Raw genomic sequence first — 16,042 nt, forward strand, 5'->3', positions numbered from 1 at the left:
GCAAGGGATTTTAGTTTTAAATTATTTTGTTTGTTTAGAAGTTGATTCGGCTTCTTTGGCATTCACTTTACTTCTTGTTCCTAACATAACTAAATAGCATAGTACGGCAAACAAGCAAGAAATGAATAGAGAATGTAACAATGCCATCGCTAAACTAGCGTTTGTAAATACAACTAAAACTCCTACTACAGCTTGAAGTGTAACGAGGATAAATGAAATGATCCATCCCCAATATACTACAGGTTGCTGCTTGTAATGGCGAATAGCGAGAATCATGGCGTATAGTATCCAAGCGAAAATTAACATCGCTGCAACTCTATGGCCCATTTGAACCCATTCATGTAGTTGAGTTGGCATAGGTCTGTTTTTGCTACATAAAGGAAAGTCTGGACAGGCTAAGCTAGCTCGTTCGTGACGTACTAAAGCACCTGTGTAGACGACAATATAACTGTAAATTGTTACACCATAAATATGAAATTTCATTTTTTTGTCCATAATAAGTGAACGTGCATCAAATTTTTGGTCAATTTCAAAGATAAGACACGTTAATAAAATGACAGAAGCAAATGAAATTAAGGAAATACCGAAATGGATAGCAAGTACAGCTGGCATTTGTCCCCAAACAACTGCTGCTGCTCCCATTAATGCTTGTGCAACTAAAAATACGAAGGATAAAATTGCTAACGTTTTTGTTTCACGCACATGTTTATAATATTTCCAGGACAAAATACAAAGGAGAGTGACAAGAATTCCAGCTGATCCTGATGTTAATCGGTGGCTAAGTTCAATAATAGTTTCCATTGATAAATTAGATGGAACAAATTCACCGTTACAAAGTGGCCATGATTTACCACAACCTTGACCAGAACCTGTTTTTGTAACTAAAGCGCCTCCTAATAAAACTATTAATAAATCAATGCTTGTAATGACTGCTAACCATTTAATAAAGCGTTGCAATCTCTTTCACCATCTTTCTGCTATGAAGTTATTGCGAAATATTTTCATTCCATTATGTATAGAATAAAACGCGCTAGTTCCTATGATATATAAAAAATAATAAAATAGCAAAGAAATGGAGGGGGAAGGAAAGGGAGAGAAAATAGGTGTAAAAACAGGGTTTGAAAGGAAAAAATTAGGTGAAAAATAGGCTGTTTTGAAAAGAAATGGGGAGAATACGTGTTAAATAGGACAAAATAGTTTATTATAGAAGGTAACATCATGTTATGATAAGGACAAGTCAGAATGAAGTTTTTTATATCCGACACAAAAAGTTCATGTTTTCTTCACAAAATGTTCGGGAAATATGATTTAATATATTGGAGTATGGGCGTAGATTAGTAGTAGAATGGGTTAACAATGTTTCTACTGTAATAATATTGCTATATAGAAGCGAATTATTTCATTTGAAATAAGCGCAAAAAGAAAGATGAAAGTTTTAAGAGGGGGTTAGAGTGATGAACCATGCAACAAGTGAGCTGCATGATGAGTCCGCTGTTACAAGTGTACCGGAAACAACTCGGTTACAAGATTTATCAGCACTCGTTAAAATGGGGATTGTAAACTCAAATACACTTACTGTATTTACAGGATTTTGGTTGGCGTTACACTTTAATGGATTAAGTGTGATGGACAATCTGGATAAGCTATTTTTTACAATCGTTGGTTCAGGATTAATTATGGCGGGGGTATGTTGTTTAAATAACTACATCGATAGAGACATCGATCCGTTAATGGAAAGAACAAAGACTCGTCCAACGGTTACTGGAAAGTATAAACCAGGATTTGCACTTACATTTGGACTAGTTATATTACTTCTTGGATTTGTATTCTTATTATTAACAACACCAATGGCAGTTTTAATGGGATTTATTGGTGCTTTCACATATGTTGTCCTATATACTTTATGGACAAAGAGAAAGTATACACTAAATACTGTTGTAGGTAGTATATCTGGAGCAGTTCCACCTTTAATTGGATGGGCAGCAATCGATCCATCTTTAGGTCATCCAATTGCTTGGATGTTATTTTTAATTATGTTTATTTGGCAAATCCCACATTTCCTTGCATTAGCGATGAAACGTGTTGATGAATATCGAAATGCAGGAGTTCCAATGCTTCCTGTAGTTCATGGATTTGAAATTACGAAACGCCAAATTATGATTTGGACAGTATGTTTATTACCACTCCCATTTTATATGAGTGGACTAGGGATAACATTTATGGTAATTGCAACACTGCTTAACATCGGATGGATCGTTTTAGGATTTTATGGCTTCCGTAAGAAAGATGACATCAAATGGTCCGTGCAAATGTTTGTTTATTCCCTAAATTATTTAACAATCTTATTTGTATCAATGATTGTAGTTACATTCTTCTAAGACAACGACATAATTGGATTTCTTTACGTTGAGATTTACTTTACTTAACTATAAAGTACAATCTAATTCACAAGGAAAGTGGGGGTTGTTTGTATGAAGAAACAGTGGCGACTGCTTTCGTTCGTTTCACTGCTGGCTTTACTGTTAGGGGGATGCGGTAAAGCCTTTCAATCTACTTTAATTCCGCAAGGAGAAGTAGCAAAAATGCAATATGATTTACTTCTACTGGCTAGTGCAATCATGGTAGGAGTAGTACTAGTAGTTACTATTATTTTCTTGTATGTAATTGTGCGTTTCCGACAAAAGAAAGGTCAGGAAGATTATATTCCAGAGCAAGTTGAAGGGAATCACAAGCTAGAAATTATATGGACAGTTATTCCGATTATTCTTTTACTAATCTTAGCTGTTCCAACGGTTACATATACATTCAAACTTGCTGATGTAAGTGCGATGGAGAAAAAGAATATTGATAAAGATACTATCGTTGTTGATGTAACAGCGAATCTTTATTGGTGGGAATTTTCTTATAAATCAGAAAAGATAGTAACTTCGCAAGATTTGGTCATCCCCACAGGTAAGAAAGTGTATTTAAATTTGAAGGGTGCCGATATTAAACACTCATTTTGGGTTCCATCTTTAGCAGGGAAAATGGATACAAATACAGACAATGTGAACAAAATGTGGTTAAAGGCAGATAAATCGGGCACTTATAATGGTTTTTGTACAGAATTTTGCGGTCCATCACATTCTTTAATGCAATTTAAAGTGAAAGCTTTAGATGAAAGCGAGTACAAAAAATGGCTTGCTGATATGAAGAAGATTGATGGAAAAAAAGAAGTAGCTTCAACAAAGGCGCAAGAGGGCCAAGAAATATTTAATAAAAGCTGTATTGGTTGTCACGCAGTTGGATCTAATGATAGTAGACCACCTTCCGCTCGTATCGCACCAAACTTAGCAAACTTTGCGGATCGCGATATGGTTGCCGGTATTGCCGAAAACAATGAAGAAAACTTAAAAAAATGGCTGAAGGATCCTGAAAATATGAAGCCAGGAAACAAAATGACTGGCAAATATGGCAACTTAACGGATGATCAAATTGATGCATTAAATGCATACTTACAAACGTTAAAAGTTGAAAAGTAAAGAGGGATTATTCGCGAAGGGGAGGTTGAAAACGTGAGTTCTGTAGCAAAAAAACAGGGGATGGGTGCTGTCATATGGGATTATTTAACGACAGTAGACCATAAAAAGATTGCCATTCTCTATTTAATTGCAGGTGGATTGTTTTTTGTAATAGGCGGAATAGAAGCTCTATTTATTCGCCTTCAATTAGCAATTCCTAACAACGCTTTTCTTGTTGGGGATGCTTATAATCAAGTATTAACGATGCACGGTACAACAATGATTTTCCTCGCAGCTATGCCACTCGTGTTTGCATTTATGAACGCCGCTGTACCACTTCAAATTGGTGCACGTGATGTAGCGTTCCCGTTTTTGAATTCACTCGGATTTTGGTTATTTTTCTTTGGTGGAGTATTTTTAAATTTAAGTTGGTTTTTAGGTGGAGCACCTGATGCAGGATGGACATCTTATGCATCTTTAGCTTTAGCCTCTAAAGGTCATGGTGTTGATTTCTATGTACTCGGCTTGCAAATCTCAGGTATTGGTACATTAATTGGAGGAATTAACTTCCTTGTAACCATTATTAATATGCGCGCGCCAGGAATGACGTATATGCGTATGCCGATGTTTACATGGACAACATTTGTAACATCTTCGCTTATATTATTCGCTTTTCCGCCGTTAACTGTAGGATTAGGACTTTTAATGTTAGATCGTTTATTTGGAACAAGTTTCTTTAATCCGGCATTGGGCGGGAATACAATTATATGGGAGCATTTATTCTGGATTTTCGGTCATCCAGAAGTATACATTCTTATACTCCCAGCTTTCGGAATATTCTCGGAAATCTTCGCGACATTTTCGAAAAAACGATTGTTTGGCTATTCATCGATGGTGTTTGCGACGGTATTAATTGGATTTTTAGGATTTATGGTATGGGCGCACCATATGTTTACTGTTGGACTTGGTCCAGTTGCTAATGCTATTTTCTCAGTTGCAACAATGGCGATTGCGGTTCCGACTGGTATCAAAATATTCAACTGGCTCTTTACAATGTGGGGTGGAAGTATTCGTTTTACGACACCAATGATGTGGGCAGTAGCTTTCATTCCATCATTCGTAATGGGTGGAGTTACAGGGGTTATGCTAGCATCTGCACCAGCTGATTATCAATTTCATGATAACTATTTCGTAGTAGCGCATTTTCATTATGTAATCGTTGGCGGTGTTGTATTTGGTTTACTTGCAGGAGCCCATTATTATTGGCCACTGATGTTCAATAAAGTATTAAATGAAACATTAGGAAAGATAACGTTTTGGCTATTCTTTATCGGTTTCCATTTAACGTTCTTTATTCAGCATTTCCTTGGCTTGATTGGTATGCCACGCCGTTACTACACATATCTTGAAGGGCAAGGGTTGGAAATGGGGAATATGATTAGTTCTATCGGAGCGGTGTTTATGGCTCTTGGAACGATTGTTCTTCTATTCAATGTAATTAAAACGACAGTATCAAAAGAAAAAGCTGGTCGTGATCCGTGGGATGCACGTACATTAGAATGGACAATGCCAGCACCGACACCAGAATATAACTTTAAACAATTACCATTTGTTCGCGGATTAGATCCGTTTTGGATTGAAAAACGTGAAGGTAATAAAGAGATGACAGCAGCGGAACCAGTTGGTGATATTCATATGCCAAATCCTTCGTTTTCACCATTTGTCATTTCTTTCGGATTGTTTATAGCGGCATTTGGTGCGATGTATATGCAGGGCGGAAAAGATAAGTTCTGGTTATTAGTAGCAATTATTGGTTTAATCATTACATTTGGCGCAATGTTCCTACGTTCAGTAATTGATGATCATGGGTATCATATTCATAAAGAAGATTTAGAGGATAAGGGGGGCAAGGCATAATGCATGTAGATGAAAAATTAACGAATGAAACATTTCCAGCAGAGCCTGAAAAAGCAACCCTTGAAGGGAAAAATAAGTTTGTCGGTTTTTGGTTATTTCTTGGAGGCGAAACAGTGCTGTTCGCTTCATTATTCGGCACATATTTAGCGTTAAAGAATTCTACAAATGGTGGACCAACATCTCAAGAGATGTTCCAAATGCCACTCGTTTTTATTATGACGATGCTTTTATTAACGAGTAGCTTAACGAGTGTATATGCGATGTATCACATGAAAAACTTTAACTTTAAGAAAATGCAGCTTTGGTTACTAGTAACAGTATTGCTAGGTTTAGGGTTTTTAGGATTTGAGATATATGAGTTTTATCATTATACACATGAATTTAAGCATACTATGAGAAGTAGTGCGTTTGGCTCTGCGTTTTATGCTCTTGTTGGTACACATGGACTCCACGTATTGTTTGGGTTATGTTGGATTTTAACATTAATCTTTAGAAATGCGAAGAGAGGTCTAAATTTATACAATGCACCGAAGTTTTATGTTGCATCGATTTATTGGCACTTTATTGACGTAGTTTGGGTGTTTATTTTCACTGTAGTATATTTAATGGGAATGGTGGGATAAACAATGGCGATAAAGCAAACGAATAATCCTAAAGTTGATCTTGTTTATCGGAAGAGAAAAAGTGCGGAGGAAATGAGGCATCAAGTTATTACGTTTGCATTAATGATTTTTTTAACATTAGTTGCATTTGTAGCAGTGGCGTATCCAAAAACTTTTAGTCCGATTTTCTCTGTACCGTTTATTTTACTATTAGCAGTGGTACAAGTAATTTTTCAATTGTATTATTTTATGCATATGAGTCATAAAGGACATGAAGCAGCAAGTTTCTTTCTTTACTCTGGTCTGCTAATAGGATTAATTACAATTTTAGCTTTTATGACAATCGTGTGGATTTGAAAAGTGAAAAATAAGGGAGCTTGTGTTGTCACAGCTCCCTCTTCATATTATGAGATAACCTTACGAAGGTAGGTGTGAAAATGAGTAACTTGTGGATATTTGGTTTTCAGGCTTTATGGAGTCCAATCTTTTTATTATTTATGCTTTCAATTCTTATTGGGTACTTCTTAATTATTGGGCCATATAGAATGCAATTTGAAAATGCGACGAAGGTAAGTAAGAAGCAAATTTTTTATTTTACGACTGGTATTGTTCTTTTGTATTTTGTAAAGGGAGGACCTATTGATTTAATTGGCCATATTATATTTAGTGCTCATATGTTTGAAATGGCAGTCATGTATATTGCAGTTCCACCGTTACTGTTGCTTGGTATACCAATTTGGTTATATCGTTACATTACTTCTTTTAAGTTCGTTCAAATTATATTAAAGGCATTTGCTAAACCACTTATTGCGTTGTTTGTATTTAACGGCCTGTTTTCTTTTTATCATTTACCAGTTGTTTTTGATACAGTAAAACAAAGTCAAATAGCTCATCCTATTTGTCTCGCTATATTGTTTTTTACAGCAATCATGATGTGGTGGCCGATGTTAAATCCATTACCAGAATATCAAACGTTAAGTGATATAAAGAAACTTGGTTATATGTTTGCTAACGGCATATTATTAACGCCTGCCTGTGCGTTAATCATTTTTGCGACAGCGCCGTTATTTGCAACGTATACGGATCCAGCTGCTTGGATGAAAGCGATGGAACTATGTGTACCAGTGGACACTTTATCAGATTTGAATATAACGGGACCAGAATTTTTGCACTGGATGCCAGTCGTACAAGACCAGCAAACTGGTGGTATTATAATGAAAATTGTCCAGGAAATAGTATACGGTACAATTATAGGCTATGTATTCTTTAGATGGGCACGTAGAGAACGTGAAAAGGATAAGGAGCAGTTGCAACAATTGCCGCCGTATTTACAGACTAAGTAAAAAAGTGTATGGGATTCCATGCGCTTTTTCTTTTTTAGTTTTAGCTACCTTTAAAAAGATTGAATTTTCTAACTTTTTATGTTAAGTTAGTGTAGGCGTGTACTAAAAGTGGAGATAAAATTTACTACTAGCTTTCATGCGTAATAATTCCATATGTAGTGCAAGTTTTTTAGAGAGTTACAAATATATATTGTTATCTTTAATAAACACGAACTATTTTAAGGGGGAGTTTAAATGGGTAGTAGTGGAAGTATGGTAAAGCCGATTAGTGGTTTTTTGACAGCACTAATTCAATATCCAGTACCAGTAGTAGAATCGCGTGCAGACATTGATAAACAAATTCAACAAATCATAAAAACAATTCATTCGACCAAATCAGGTTACCCTGGTTTAGAATTGATAGTATTTCCTGAATATAGTACACAAGGGCTCAATACAAAAAAATGGACTACAGAAGAATTTTTATGCACAGTGCCTGGGCCAGAAACAGACTTATTTGCTGAGGCATGTAAAGAATCTAAAGTATATGGTGTTTTTTCAATAATGGAGAAAAATCCTGATGGTGGAGAGCCATATAATACAGCAGTTATTATTGATCCACAAGGTGAAATGATTTTGAAGTATCGTAAGCTAAATCCTTGGGTGCCAGTCGAGCCTTGGAAAGCTGGAGATTTAGGCTTACCTGTTTGTGATGGACCTGGAGGAAGTAAATTAGCTGTTTGTATTTGTCATGATGGCATGTTCCCTGAAGTAGCTCGTGAAGCGGCCTATAAAGGTGCAAATGTCTTAATTCGTATTTCTGGATATAGTACACAAGTTAGTGAACAATGGATGCTAACCAATCGCTCAAATGCATGGCAAAATTTAATGTATACATTGTCGGTAAACTTAGCGGGTTATGATGGTGTATTTTATTACTTTGGTGAAGGACAAGTATGTAACTTTGATGGGACTACTTTAGTACAGGGTCATCGAAATCCGTGGGAGATTGTTACTGCTGAAGTATATCCAGAACTAGCAGATCAGGCTAGATTAGGATGGGGATTGGAAAATAATATATATAATCTAGGTTCAAGAGGATATGTAGCAACTCCTGGTGGGGTGAAAGAAAATCCATATACGTTTGTAAAAGATTTAGCTGAAGGTAAATATAAGGTTCCTTGGGAAGATGAGATTAAAGTAAAAGATGGATCTATTTATGGATATCCAGTAAAAAAAACGATTCATTCTTAGGGAAGGGAAATAAAACAAGCGCATCATATTGATGCGCTTGTTTTTGTTAATCAATAATTTGAAATTCTTTTAACTCTTTTTCGACATTTTGTAGGAGTTGTTCGCTTTTTTGAAGTACATTCGTTGGGAAAGTCTCATCATCACCATATTCAACGCCGTGAGGATAATAATGTTTTCCTAATAAGGGGGGAAGTAGTTTTACTTCAGCGTGTCTACTGCCGATGTCACCTTCAACAGCAACTCCTTGCACTCGTAAATAATAAACATCCTTTAATATTTCAAATTTATAATCGTATGTAACTCGTTCATAATCCCACTGTCCGGCAAGTACGAAGTGGTTGTTTTCCATGATTTCAGTTAAAAGAGTTAATTCAACGACGGCTCCATTAAATTTCGTATTTGTAAATTGCATATAATACCTCCTTTTTTAATGTTACACCATTATTTTTATAATAGTATGAATAATAAGAAAGTGCAATTCATATTGAGAGAAAAGGGATAATCCAGACTTTTTTCACAAAAATATGATATAGTGAAAAGAGTACGGTACACACAAAAAGAAAGAAAAGGATTTGTGTATATCTCAATTTTATGTTTTGTTCAGGAGGTATATCGTTTGAAGAAATTATTGCGTATCGTAATGATTACATTTTTAATTTTAGCTGTTGATTTATACGGGAAATTACTCGTTTCACAATATATATTAACCCCATCTCAATCAAAGCAAGAAAATAAAATTGTGAAAAAGAAAAAGCAAATTAAGGAAGACTCCTCAGACACTGTTTTAAATATGATTGGTGAAGACTCTGAAAACTTATTAGCGAAGTGGGGAGAACCCTCTCGAATAGAGCCATCTGCATACGGATATGAATGGTGGGTATACAACCAGGATTTAACTCAGTATGTTCAATTTGGAGTTTCTGAACGTAAAGTTGTAACGGCATACGCAGCTGGTGAACAAGTTAAGGTTCCACCTTATTATATAAATGAAAAATATGAAGAAGTATATAAAAAAAGTCCGCTTTCGCATGAAATTTCATTAAAAAGAGGGAAAAATAGTTATCAATTTGAGCTATCTGATACCGAAGTCATGGAACAACCGTTAATACCTGTAGAAGATGGATGGGCGCAATTGTATTTTGATCAATTTACACATGAGCTTGTTGGTGTTCGTTATATGGATGATGAAACTTTATTACGCCAAAGACCGTATCAGCTCGTTTATTCAGGTGAATTAATAGCAGAACAACCATTGACTCCAGAAAAAATAAAACAAGTAGAAAATGGGAATATGCAACAAATTTTTGATTTAACAAATATCATTCGAAGTCGTCATAAATTACCGTTATTAACATGGGATCAGGAAACAGCAGATGTTGCTGTTGGTCACAGTAAAGATATGAAAGACAATAATTATTTTTCTCATGACTCACCTACATTAGGTACACTAGGAGATCGTTTGCAGCGCGGGAAAGTAGGATTTCAACTTGCTGGTGAGAACATAGCGGCGCAACATAGTGATGGAATTGCGGCAGTGCAAGGTTGGTTAAATAGTGAGGGGCATAGAAAGAATTTATTAAATGAACAATTTACAGGATTAGGTGTTGGTGTATACGATAAATTTTATACACAAAACTTTATTCGAAAATAAAGCGAAACTGTAAGCGGTGGGGTGTCACATTACCAAATTAGTTACTTCGTATTCACTGAATTGTAGGTGGGAATCTGACCGTATGCAAATAGCAGAAAAAAAGGTGCATGAATCGTCTAAAAATAGGCGAACCATGCGCCTTTTTTTTCTTACTATATAGTAGATATACATGGAGAGGTGAGGATTATGCCAACAACAAAAGGACCGTTACATCCATCGATTCAACAGTTTAAAGAATTTGTAAACCATCACCCTAAAATGGTTCATGAGGTTAGAAGTGGTCATAAAACATGGCAACAATTTTATGAAGAATGGTACTTACTTGGTGAAGAAGATCCAATATGGGCAACTTATAGACCGGATGGAGCGCCTGCGTTTTCTTCGGTAAAAGAAAATAAAAAAGAAAAAGATAATCGAACTGAAGAGGAAAAAACTGCTGATGTGATGGGGCAAATGCTTTCTTTTTTTAAAAAGTTGGACGTGGAACAAATGCAGAACCATTTAGCCAATGTGACGAGTGCAATTGGGAGCGTGCAACAAGTTATTCAGCAATTTCAAGGTAACCGTACGCAGCAAGAGCAAAGTACTTCAGAAAATAACCCGTTTTTCTTTCAAAAGGATTAGGGGGAAAGATGATGAGAGCAGAAATTATGGAGTTTATAAAGGCTGATGAGGATTTATCTCGCTATATTAGAGAGCAACCGTACTGGTATAGAAAATTAACACGAAATCCTGAAGAAAAAGAGGCTTTTGAGTTAGCGGCGATGCAACATTTCAAAAAAACGATACCAGATAAAGTGGAAAAGTTTCAAAATCAATTGGCCGTTGCTTCGATCATGATTGATATGTTTCAGTATATGAAGCAACAAAATGCAACCTAATTGGAAGTGAAAAATATGTCCGTCATGCAGAACTTTTGTTACAATAGAAGTTGATTATTTAAAAAGGAGTTGCAGCATGACGGAAATTTGTTTAGTACGACATGGACAAACTGATTGGAATTTTCAAGAAATTATTCAGGGGCGAGAAGATATTCCGCTTAATAAAGTTGGTAAGAAGCAAGCGAGTCAAAGTGCAGCTGCTTTACAAGAAGAAACGTGGGATATCATTATAAGTAGCCCGTTAATTAGAGCGCAAGAAACGGCTAATGAAATCGCAACGGCAGTTGGATTACAATCGATTTTATTAGATGAGCGATTTGTTGAACGGAATTTTGGAGAAGCTTCAGGGAAGCCGGTTGCGGCTGTTAGAGAGTTGATTGCTGAGGGTAAAGTAGAAGGTATGGAGCGAGATGAAGAGATTGTAGCTCGTTGCTTTGCTGCTTTAGAAGATGTTGCGACAACTCATTTTGGCAAACGTATTATTATTGTTGCTCACTCACACGCGATAAAAGCGATTTTACATGCCATTGAACCAGATGAAATTACATTTAAGACACCATTAAAAAATGCGTGTATTAGTTATGTGAAACAAAATAGTGGAAAATGGGATGTTCTTAAATATAATATAGCGGAACATATTAATGTATAAGTGTGTACGGATATAGTGTAAAAATAGTTACGTTATATCTTTCTTTTGAGTAAGTCACTTCAATTAGTAGTTCTAATCTAAATGTGGTATGATGGATACTCGGAGGTGTCTCTCATGATTGTAGCGACGCTAGAAAGCGTATTAATATTAGATAAGGCAGAGCAGCTTGCAAAAGCGATTATCTGTTCAGATATAGCAGAAGATTATCGTAAGTATTATAGAGAATTACATGAAGATATGGAACTTCAGACGCTAATTCAGCAATTTACAGCGATGAAAGAACGGTATGAGGAAGTACAGCGTTTTGGAAAATACCATCCTGACTATACTACCGTGTCGATGAAAATGAGAGAATTAAAGCGTTCTGTGGACTTACATGATAAGGTTGCAGCTTTTAAAAGAGCAGAAACTGCTTTGCAGAAGTTATTAGACGAAGTTAGTGTAGCAATCGGTTCGGAAGTGTCTTCTTCCATTAAAGTGCCAACAGGAAATCCATTCTTTGATGCTGGTGGCTGTGGTGGAGGTTGTGGTACTGGCGGAGGTTGTGGTTGTAAAAAAACGGGGTGATGTACCCCGTTTTTTAGAAGTTGGAAGAAAACGTATACAGAGTTTGTCCTGTAATGTTATAAATTTCTGATTGGTTTTCATAGAATATAAAATATATGTTTTTAAAAGGAGAAGATGGAGAAGATTATGTTCGGGCAACGACAAAGTATGATTGTTTATTTACATTCATTGAAACATGCCAAGATTTTAAGGAAATATGGTAACATACATTACATATCAAAACGATTAAAATATGCTGTAGTATATTGTGATATGGAACAAATTGAGCATATGATGCATAAGTTGAACAAACTTCCTTTTGTGAAAAAGATAGAACAGTCGTATCGCCCGTATTTAAAAACGGAATTTGAAAATTCCCGTCCTGATCGAGCAAAAGAATACGATTATAGCTAATAGAAAAAATCCCCTGCTAAATTTAGCCGGGGATTTTTCACTTGAAATAACACGTTATTTCATCGGAGGAATGAAATTGTTCATTCGTAAAATACCAATTAAATGATTAAAAAATAGTTCTTTTTCTGGGAAAGTTGTAGATGGTTTTACAGTAAAGGTAGCCACTTTTTTTCCGAGTTGTTCTGCCGTTTCTTCAAATAAAATGACACGTTTACTTTTTTTATTTTCAAATACAGGAATGCCTTCACGACATATGTATAATGGTTGGAAATCACCAGTAGTAGTTGGTTTTAATATTACAACAAGCGAACACACTTTTTTATCGTTTTTTATCGTTTCAAATTGTAACATATGTGCTATACGTTCTTGATTTGTTTTGGCAATTTCAAGTAATTCATATAAATCAGAGTAGCCTTCTCCAAGTTCTATAAAGCGTTGAATCATATCTTTTCCTCCTCTTTCTTTTACTGTACCATTTCACTTTTTAAATGAAAAGCACACAAAGAAAAAAAAACCCTGCATAGCAGGGCCCTTCTTATACTAGCATGTACTAGTAAGAAGGCAAAGGGAGAGGAGAAACCGGAGGAAGAACTTATGGGGAAACGTAAGTCTTCTCCGCGGTTGGCAACAACATCGAAGGTGATGTTGTTATAATTATTTATGTCCAATCTAAATGAAGATATACATAATGAAATTAAATTTTATGTTGGGCTTTTTATTTTTCTTTTTTTTATTTTGTGATAGGATAAAAAAGATAAAGTGGAACTAATATACATATTGGGTTCATATTAGTGAATGATGAGATGAATACATAAAAATAACGAGAGGTTATTTGAGGCCGAGTTTTTCTATAGTTAGGTGAATGTGGTTTGTTAACTGTTACCGAAGTGGGAATGGCTTTCTATAATCGCTCGATAGATTGAAATAAAGGTAGTGACAACAGATGAGAGTAGTTTCAGGAAAATGTAAAGGACACCCACTTAAAGCGGTTCCTGGTAATACAACACGTCCAACGACAGATAAAGTAAAAGAATCTATTTTTAATATGATAGGTCCTTATTTTGATGGTGGTATCGCCCTTGATTTATTTGGTGGTAGTGGTGGTCTTGGAATTGAGGCTTTGAGCAGAGGGATCGATAAAGTAATTTTTGTTGATCGGGATAGTAAAGCAATAAAAGTAATTCATCAAAATTTAGAAAGTTGTAGAGTACAGGAACAAGCTGAAGTATATCGAAATGATGCAGAACGCGCGGTAAAGGCTCTTATAAAACGTGAAATAGCATTCGATCTTATATTAATTGATCCGCCATATAAAGATCAAAAAATTGTATCTTTAATTAGTGTGATGGATCAACATGGATTGCTACATAGAGATGGATTAATTATGTCAGAGCATGGTAATGATGTAGTTTTACCTGAGTCTATAGGAAGACTTGTAAAAGTGCGAGCTGAGAATTACGGCATTACAGCAATATCGATCTATAAGTATGAAGGTGAGGGGACAGAATGACTAGTATAGCTATTTCGTCGGGAAGTTTTGATCCAATTACCCTTGGGCATCTGGATATTATTAAAAGGGGAGCAAAAGTATTTGACGAGGTATACGTAGTAGTTTTAAACAACTCGTCAAAAAAACCGTTCTTTTCAGTTGAAGAGCGTTTAGACTTAATTCGAGAAGCAACAAAGGAAATCCCGAATGTAAAAGTAGATTCACATAGTGGACTATTAGTAGAGTATGCGAAAATGCGTAATGCAAATGCAATTTTACGTGGGTTACGAGCAGTTTCTGATTTTGAATATGAGATGCAAATTACTTCTATGAATCGAAAATTAGATGAAAACATTGAAACCTTTTTTATTATGACAAATAACCAATATTCATTTTTAAGCTCGAGCATTGTGAAAGAAGTTGCGAGATATGGCGGAAGTGTAGTAGATCTTGTACCTCCTGTTGTAGAACGTGCTTTAAAAGAAAAGTTTCAAACCCCGTTAAAGTGAACGGGGTTTTTCTTTGTTGCTACGGAAAAATAATAAAATAACATATACGTATAAACAAAATAAAGTAAATATCGGTCCATAGTGTATAAAAGATGTCCAAATTTCATGCAGTATAAAAGAAGAATTGGAAAAAAATACGGGAATATCTTTTTGCATAGGTGAAAAAGAGCTTACTTTTTCATAAAATGGTTTCCAAAATATAAAGGTAAAAATAGGAGCGAGAATACTTTGGATAATTCGTGCGAAAAAATAGGGCTTAAATCGTATGTCTGTTTCAGCTAATATGCTAGCAACTTGTGCCTGAATAGAAAGGCCGCTAAATGCTAAAATGAAGCTTGTTACCATCGCTTGCTGCAGGAGGGGTGTTTCATTTATTTGACTAATCATTTGGCTCCCGAGTGTCATTTCGAAAATGCCTGATAAAATGGGAATACTAAATTCAGTAGTTAGTTGGAAGAATGATAAAATATGTTGCATAATAAAAGAAAGAGCTGCTGTAATGTGGAATACAGTAATCATTTTATTTAACACAGAGAATAAAATAATAAATCCGCCAATCATAAGTAATGTTTGAATAGAAGAAACAATGGCATCCCCAAGTAATTTACCAATTGGTCTTTTTTCTTGTAAGCGTGTCTCGTGAAGAATTAAAAAAGGGTTTTGAAAGCGACGTTTTTTTGTAGTGTGTGTATTATTTTTGTAAGCGGTATTATCGCCGTAAAAACGCATAATTAATCCGACAGCAAAGTTACTGAAATAATGGGCAGCGGCTAATATAATTCCTAATTTCGGATTATTAAAAAAACCGATAGACACAGCACCGAAAATAAAAAGTGGATTGGAAGAATTTGTGAAAGAAACGAGGCGCTCCGCTTCAATCTGAGTTAAAAGATTGCTTTTTCGTAGTCTAGCGCTTAATTTGGCGCCTGCAGGGAAACCAGAAGCCATTCCCATCGCCCAAACAAATCCGCCTATCCCTGGAACGCGAAAAAGTGGGCGCATGAGTGGTTCTAATATAACGCCAATAAATTTTACAACACCGATACTAATTAGAAGTTCCGCAATGATGAAAAACGGTAGTAGTGAAGGGAATACAACTTCCCACCATATATTTAACCCGCGAATAGAAGCTTGCAAAGCGGCTTGGGGGTGGAGTACAAGAGAAAAGGTTAAAAATAGCGTTGATATGGTAAGGAAAGCGGTTTTCCATTTTTCATACATGTAAGTAAATCCCCCTTTGTCCCAAAAAACGTTCATTTCAGTATACGTGGATACGTAGTGAATTTAGACCATAAGTATGAAAAAGGA

General features: G+C 35.6%; 19 protein-coding genes. 15 read left to right on the forward strand and 4 right to left on the reverse strand.

Features of this window, described 5'->3' with window-relative positions:
• Positions 1–21 precede the first annotated feature (21 nt).
• Positions 22–957, reverse strand: coding sequence for a heme A synthase (ctaA, locus tag ACTFRY_RS04750; RefSeq protein ID WP_016118565.1), 936 nt, complete (start codon positions 955–957; stop codon positions 22–24).
• Between the two features lie 497 nt (positions 958–1,454).
• On the opposite strand from ctaA, the gene ctaB reads away from it, so the two are divergent.
• The 7 genes from ctaB (at position 1,455) to ACTFRY_RS04785 (ending at position 8,595) form a co-directional block, all read left to right on the forward strand.
• Complete coding sequence (ctaB, locus tag ACTFRY_RS04755; RefSeq protein WP_001015064.1) at positions 1,455–2,378, forward strand: protoheme IX farnesyltransferase; 924 nt, start codon at positions 1,455–1,457, stop codon at positions 2,376–2,378.
• A gap of 93 nt (positions 2,379–2,471) precedes the next feature.
• The gene (coxB, locus tag ACTFRY_RS04760) at positions 2,472–3,521 is read left to right on the forward strand and encodes a cytochrome c oxidase subunit II (protein ID WP_000745268.1); all 1,050 of its coding nucleotides are present in this window, start codon (positions 2,472–2,474) and stop codon (positions 3,519–3,521) included.
• A gap of 60 nt (positions 3,522–3,581) precedes the next feature.
• Entirely contained in the window at positions 3,582–5,417 is a 1,836-nt protein-coding gene (ctaD, locus tag ACTFRY_RS04765; RefSeq protein ID WP_153579316.1) for a cytochrome c oxidase subunit I, read from the forward strand.
• Complete coding sequence (ctaE, locus tag ACTFRY_RS04770) at positions 5,417–6,040, forward strand: cytochrome c oxidase subunit III (protein ID WP_000557861.1); 624 nt, start codon at positions 5,417–5,419, stop codon at positions 6,038–6,040. Before ctaD ends, ctaE begins: the two co-directional genes overlap by 1 nt.
• A gap of 3 nt (positions 6,041–6,043) precedes the next feature.
• Complete coding sequence (ctaF, locus tag ACTFRY_RS04775; protein WP_000985706.1) at positions 6,044–6,376, forward strand: cytochrome c oxidase subunit IVB; 333 nt, start codon at positions 6,044–6,046, stop codon at positions 6,374–6,376.
• 80 nt (positions 6,377–6,456) lie between these two features.
• Positions 6,457–7,362, forward strand: a complete 906-nt coding sequence (ctaG, locus tag ACTFRY_RS04780) for a cytochrome c oxidase assembly factor CtaG (protein ID WP_098616210.1) — start codon at positions 6,457–6,459, stop codon at positions 7,360–7,362.
• Positions 7,363–7,596: 234 nt separating this feature from the next.
• The gene (locus ACTFRY_RS04785; RefSeq protein WP_000535802.1) at positions 7,597–8,595 is read left to right on the forward strand and encodes a formamidase; all 999 of its coding nucleotides are present in this window, start codon (positions 7,597–7,599) and stop codon (positions 8,593–8,595) included.
• Positions 8,596–8,641: 46 nt separating this feature from the next.
• Here the strand turns inward: ACTFRY_RS04785 and ACTFRY_RS04790 are convergent, their stop codons facing one another.
• Entirely contained in the window at positions 8,642–9,007 is a 366-nt protein-coding gene (locus tag ACTFRY_RS04790; RefSeq protein WP_001160947.1) for a YugN family protein, read from the reverse strand.
• Between the two features lie 204 nt (positions 9,008–9,211).
• Here ACTFRY_RS04790 and ACTFRY_RS04795 point away from each other — a divergent pair, with 204 nt between their 5' ends.
• From ACTFRY_RS04795 to ACTFRY_RS04820, 6 genes are all read left to right on the forward strand, one after another.
• Positions 9,212–10,246, forward strand: a complete 1,035-nt coding sequence (locus ACTFRY_RS04795; protein WP_000735378.1) for a CAP domain-containing protein — start codon at positions 9,212–9,214, stop codon at positions 10,244–10,246.
• Between the two features lie 186 nt (positions 10,247–10,432).
• A complete protein-coding gene (locus tag ACTFRY_RS04800; protein WP_001143324.1) occupies positions 10,433–10,870 on the forward strand; it encodes a YlbD family protein in 438 nt (145 codons plus the stop codon).
• A gap of 11 nt (positions 10,871–10,881) precedes the next feature.
• Positions 10,882–11,127 carry a YlbE-like family protein gene (locus ACTFRY_RS04805; RefSeq protein ID WP_001200990.1) on the forward strand — a complete coding sequence of 82 codons (246 nt, stop codon included), beginning with the start codon at positions 10,882–10,884 and terminating at the stop codon, positions 11,125–11,127.
• 76 nt (positions 11,128–11,203) lie between these two features.
• Complete coding sequence (locus ACTFRY_RS04810) at positions 11,204–11,776, forward strand: histidine phosphatase family protein (protein WP_098616211.1); 573 nt, start codon at positions 11,204–11,206, stop codon at positions 11,774–11,776.
• A 114-nt stretch (positions 11,777–11,890) separates the two neighbouring features.
• A complete protein-coding gene (locus tag ACTFRY_RS04815) occupies positions 11,891–12,343 on the forward strand; it encodes a YlbF family regulator (RefSeq protein ID WP_000634366.1) in 453 nt (150 codons plus the stop codon).
• 126 nt (positions 12,344–12,469) lie between these two features.
• Entirely contained in the window at positions 12,470–12,736 is a 267-nt protein-coding gene (locus tag ACTFRY_RS04820) for a YlbG family protein (RefSeq protein WP_002082261.1), read from the forward strand.
• Between the two features lie 54 nt (positions 12,737–12,790).
• Here the strand turns inward: ACTFRY_RS04820 and ACTFRY_RS04825 are convergent, their stop codons facing one another.
• Positions 12,791–13,180, reverse strand: coding sequence for a DUF7147 family protein (locus tag ACTFRY_RS04825; RefSeq protein WP_000616017.1), 390 nt, complete (start codon positions 13,178–13,180; stop codon positions 12,791–12,793).
• A gap of 499 nt (positions 13,181–13,679) precedes the next feature.
• Between ACTFRY_RS04825 and rsmD the strand changes: the two genes are divergently transcribed.
• Together rsmD and coaD are read left to right on the forward strand one after the other, a co-directional pair.
• Complete coding sequence (gene rsmD, locus ACTFRY_RS04830; protein WP_001266980.1) at positions 13,680–14,246, forward strand: 16S rRNA (guanine(966)-N(2))-methyltransferase RsmD; 567 nt, start codon at positions 13,680–13,682, stop codon at positions 14,244–14,246.
• On the forward strand, positions 14,243–14,734 hold the full coding sequence (gene coaD, locus ACTFRY_RS04835) for a pantetheine-phosphate adenylyltransferase (RefSeq protein ID WP_000200599.1): 492 nt from the start codon (positions 14,243–14,245) through the stop codon (positions 14,732–14,734). Before rsmD ends, coaD begins: the two co-directional genes overlap by 4 nt.
• On the opposite strand, the gene ylbJ is transcribed toward coaD, so the two are convergent.
• The gene (ylbJ, locus tag ACTFRY_RS04840) at positions 14,726–15,955 is read right to left on the reverse strand and encodes a sporulation integral membrane protein YlbJ (RefSeq protein ID WP_000273085.1); all 1,230 of its coding nucleotides are present in this window, start codon (positions 15,953–15,955) and stop codon (positions 14,726–14,728) included. The two genes, coaD and ylbJ, sit on opposite strands and share 9 nt — an antisense overlap.
• Between the last annotated feature and the right edge of the window lie 87 nt (positions 15,956–16,042).

The organism is Bacillus cereus group sp. MYBK195-1 (assembly GCF_051916605.1).
GTDB classification, from domain to species: domain Bacteria; phylum Bacillota; class Bacilli; order Bacillales; family Bacillaceae_G; genus Bacillus_A; species Bacillus_A cereus.